The organism is Vibrio sp. 10N.261.52.A1 (genome assembly GCF_002876325.1).
Taxonomy (GTDB): domain Bacteria; phylum Pseudomonadota; class Gammaproteobacteria; order Enterobacterales; family Vibrionaceae; genus Vibrio; species Vibrio chagasii.
The window spans coordinates 1-3,349 of the sequence record NZ_MCYD01000931.1; the positions used below are offsets into that span (position 1 = coordinate 1).

At 44.5% G+C, this 3,349-nt stretch carries 4 protein-coding genes; 2 read left to right on the forward strand and 2 right to left on the reverse strand.

Features of this window, described 5'->3' with window-relative positions; all coding sequences use genetic code 11:
* A partial coding sequence (locus BCT81_RS20205; protein WP_102425598.1) for an ATP-binding cassette domain-containing protein occupies positions 1 to 618 on the forward strand: 618 nt, incomplete at its 5' end.
* 49 nt (positions 619 to 667) lie between these two features.
* Complete coding sequence (locus BCT81_RS20210) at positions 668 to 1,447, forward strand: DUF2927 domain-containing protein (protein ID WP_102425599.1); 780 nt, start codon at positions 668 to 670, stop codon at positions 1,445 to 1,447.
* A 104-nt stretch (positions 1,448 to 1,551) separates the two neighbouring features.
* Here BCT81_RS20210 and BCT81_RS20215 read toward each other — a convergent pair whose 3' ends face one another.
* Together BCT81_RS20215 and BCT81_RS20220 are read right to left on the reverse strand one after the other, a co-directional pair.
* The gene (locus BCT81_RS20215; protein ID WP_004742050.1) at positions 1,552 to 1,941 is read right to left on the reverse strand and encodes a DUF2750 domain-containing protein; all 390 of its coding nucleotides are present in this window, start codon (positions 1,939 to 1,941) and stop codon (positions 1,552 to 1,554) included.
* Between the two features lie 149 nt (positions 1,942 to 2,090).
* The gene (locus BCT81_RS20220) at positions 2,091 to 2,996 is read right to left on the reverse strand and encodes a manganese-dependent inorganic pyrophosphatase (RefSeq protein ID WP_102425600.1); all 906 of its coding nucleotides are present in this window, start codon (positions 2,994 to 2,996) and stop codon (positions 2,091 to 2,093) included.
* Positions 2,997 to 3,349 lie beyond the last annotated feature (353 nt).

Genomic DNA, 3,349 nt, shown 5'->3' on the forward strand with positions numbered 1-3,349 from the left:
GCAAGAATGCTAGCAGGCATGGTAGAACCGACTGCGGGTGAGATTCGTGTAAACGGTGAAAAGCTGGAACACAAAGACTACTCAACTCGCTGTAAGCTGATTCGCATGATCTTCCAAGATCCCAATACATCGCTTAACCCGCGCATTCAGATTGGTCGTATTCTGGAAGGCCCTTTGAAGCGAAACACCAACATGCCACCAGAAGCCCGTATGCGCCGTGTAAAGGACACACTCTTACGTGTAGGCCTTCTGCCGGAACATGCTTACTTCTACCCTCAGATGCTTGCTGCGGGTCAGAAACAAAGGGTTTGTCTAGCTCGAGCCTTGATACTTCAACCATCAATCATTGTCGCTGACGAAGCTCTGAACGGTCTAGATATGGCAATGCGTTCTCAGATCATCAACCTATTCTTAGAACTGCAAGAAGAGATGGGCGTATCCTTCGTCTACGTATCTCAACACCTTGGCATTGTTAAGCACATCACCGACAAAATCATTGTGATGCACGAAGGCGATGTGGTTGAGAGCGGAGACACCGATGAAGTGTTAACCAACCCAGGTCACCAAATCACCCAAAGACTGGTTGAGAGCCATTTCTCCAAAGCGCCAAACCACTAAGCTGAAACGACTAAGCTAGAACCAAGCTATGTTGAGTAGGAGGGAAAGTATGTTACGAACCGCTACAATGCTTCCCCTCTTGCTTATCAGCCTCTCATTTAAAGCGGCAAGCACACCGCTGACTTGGTTAGATAAAGCCTTCATAGAAACCGCGTTTTATAACGTGGCACTGCAACACGAATACGCCTCAGGAACTAAACCACTCGCCAAATGGCAGCAACCTATCAAAGTTTGGATTGACCATCGTGTCGTCGATAAAGAACTTCATCAAGAACTCGCCGAACTGCATATCCAGCACTTAGCTCAAGTGACCCAACACCCCATCTCACTCGTCAGTAAAGAGCCTGAAGCGAACGTTAAATGGATATACACCAGGCAAAGCAAGTGGATTTCCGAGTCCAAACGTGTACTCAATCTCAAATCGACCGAGCACCTAAACAGTGCGATTTGCACAGCGGGTTATCGAGCTAACGCAAAAGGTGAAATTGTCTATGCAGGAATCATTATTCCTGTTGATCAGGCTAGATCACGAGGAAAGCTTGTCGCCTGTATCGTAGAAGAAATCACACAAATTCTTGGGCTACCCAATGATTCAGATAAAGCCTACCCTTCCATCTTCAACGATCATACGCCAGAGGATCTACTTTCACCGTTAGATGTGGTGCTACTTCAATTACTCTACGAACCAGAGTTAAAACCTGGGATGACCAAAACACAAGTAAGACCCATTGTGCGAAAAATTTTGAAGAGGTATCAAGAGACGGGTGTACTTAAACGGGCACCAAACACTGCACAGCAAGCACCTTTGTATCAGTTGATTGGATATTAGTACGCGAGATAGTAGTTGTGTTACTTGGGGGACGCTGCAACAGCAAACAGGATTAAAGCGTTGCCTAACAGAAGGCAACGCTGACTTATGATGTGACGAGAAGATTAACGCTTAGCAGCCTGTTTTTTCAGCTCGAAGTCAAATTCATCAGGGAACAGGATAACGCCTTCTTCTTGCTCGTTAGGGAATACAACCACAGCAAGTTCATCGTCTTCTAGACCGTTCGTCCAACGGCTGTGCCATTTGTTTAATGAGATAGACTCAGCCTTACACTCAGCCCAGTCACCTGTCGCCCATGACTCAGCAAACTCTTGGTTTGGCCATACAGGAACGCAGTCTTCGTCTTCTGTGTTTAGCATTACACAACCGTGCTCATCGGTTAAGATCCATACTTCACGGTTTGCTACGATTTCTTTCACACAGTACTTTAGGCGTTGCTCACCCGTGTACTTATTAATTTCAGCGATTCTTTTATCGTCTAGCTGTGTAGTCATCTTAGTTTCCTACTTTAGTCAGTAACTTTGCGCTTAAAGTTATTTTATGCAGCGTGCTTTTAACTGCAAATATTATCGATGAAGAAAAGTGCTTACTTCAAAGAAAAACGCCTGCTAAGTTAGCAGGCGTTTATTATTAAGTGACTTGATTAAACAAGCTCACCTTGTAGCCAAGGCCAGCCTTGTTTCTTACGGCTTAATGTATTTTCCATCATTAGCATGCCGTCTTTTTCGTGCTTAACCAATTTATCAGCCCACTCACCTTTGTAAAGTAGACGAGTTTGAGCTGTGGTGATGTCAGTAAGCATTACAGCAGCGAATGCTAGACCGTCTTTCTCACAACGCTCTTCAAGATCCGCTTCAAGTGCTTCGATCATGCCATCTACTTGCTCAAGAGTCGCAAGCTCAACTTGACCAACAACAACATCGCGACCGTTGAATGGGTAGCCTTTAAGGTCTTTTTCTACTAGCTGTGCAGCAGATAGGCCTTCGATGTTTGTTTTAGCGATTAGAAGTGCTTTGATGAATGCATCAACGTCGTCTACGCCAGCGATTTCAGCAAGTTCAGCAACCGCGTCTTTATCTTTTTGAGTACAAGTTGGAGATGCGAAACCAACAGTGTCTGAAAGGATTGCAGACATCATTAGCTTAGCGATTTGTTGAGAGATAGCGTGACCTTCAATCTTGAACATGTTGAAAAGTACTGTGTTAGTACAACCAACAGGCCAGATCCAAGCTTCCATTGGGTTAACTGTCATCACGTCGCCTAGACGGTGGTGATCGACAATACCTAGGATCTCTGCGTCAGCAACATCGTCTGGTGCTTGTGCTAGATCTGAGTAGTCTACTAGCCAGATTTTCTCACCAGCAACAGAAGTACGAAGTTCTGGCATTTCTGCACCAGCAACTTCAAGAATGTGTTGAGTTTCGCGGTTGATCTCGCCTTGGCGAATTGGTGTCGCTTCCTCGCCACGAGCTTTAAGAAGCTCTGTTGCAACTAACGCACTACAAATACTGTCACTATCAGGGTTTTTGTGACCAACAACTAAAATCATGTTTCTTCCTATTACACTAACAATTACGACTCTACCTATAGAGCCTCTCTTTATTAGGCACACTTTACCTTATTTTTTTAGTTTGGTCATGTTTCGTCGATTTTCCCCACTTCAAGAATAGAGAAAAAACCCAAGAATGCAATTGATAATTATTATCATTCGTATATATTAATCTTTAGACACCTATTTTTGAGTAACACCCATGGATCGACTAATCTCATTTTTACCAAGTAGTAGCACAGCGAAAACGACTCAGTTTTCACTCTCTTTCAAGCGACTGCTTTTGCCTATTTCACTTGCCGCTCTAGTTGCAGCACCGGCTACGCGAGAGCTTACGGTAACCACCTTATCTG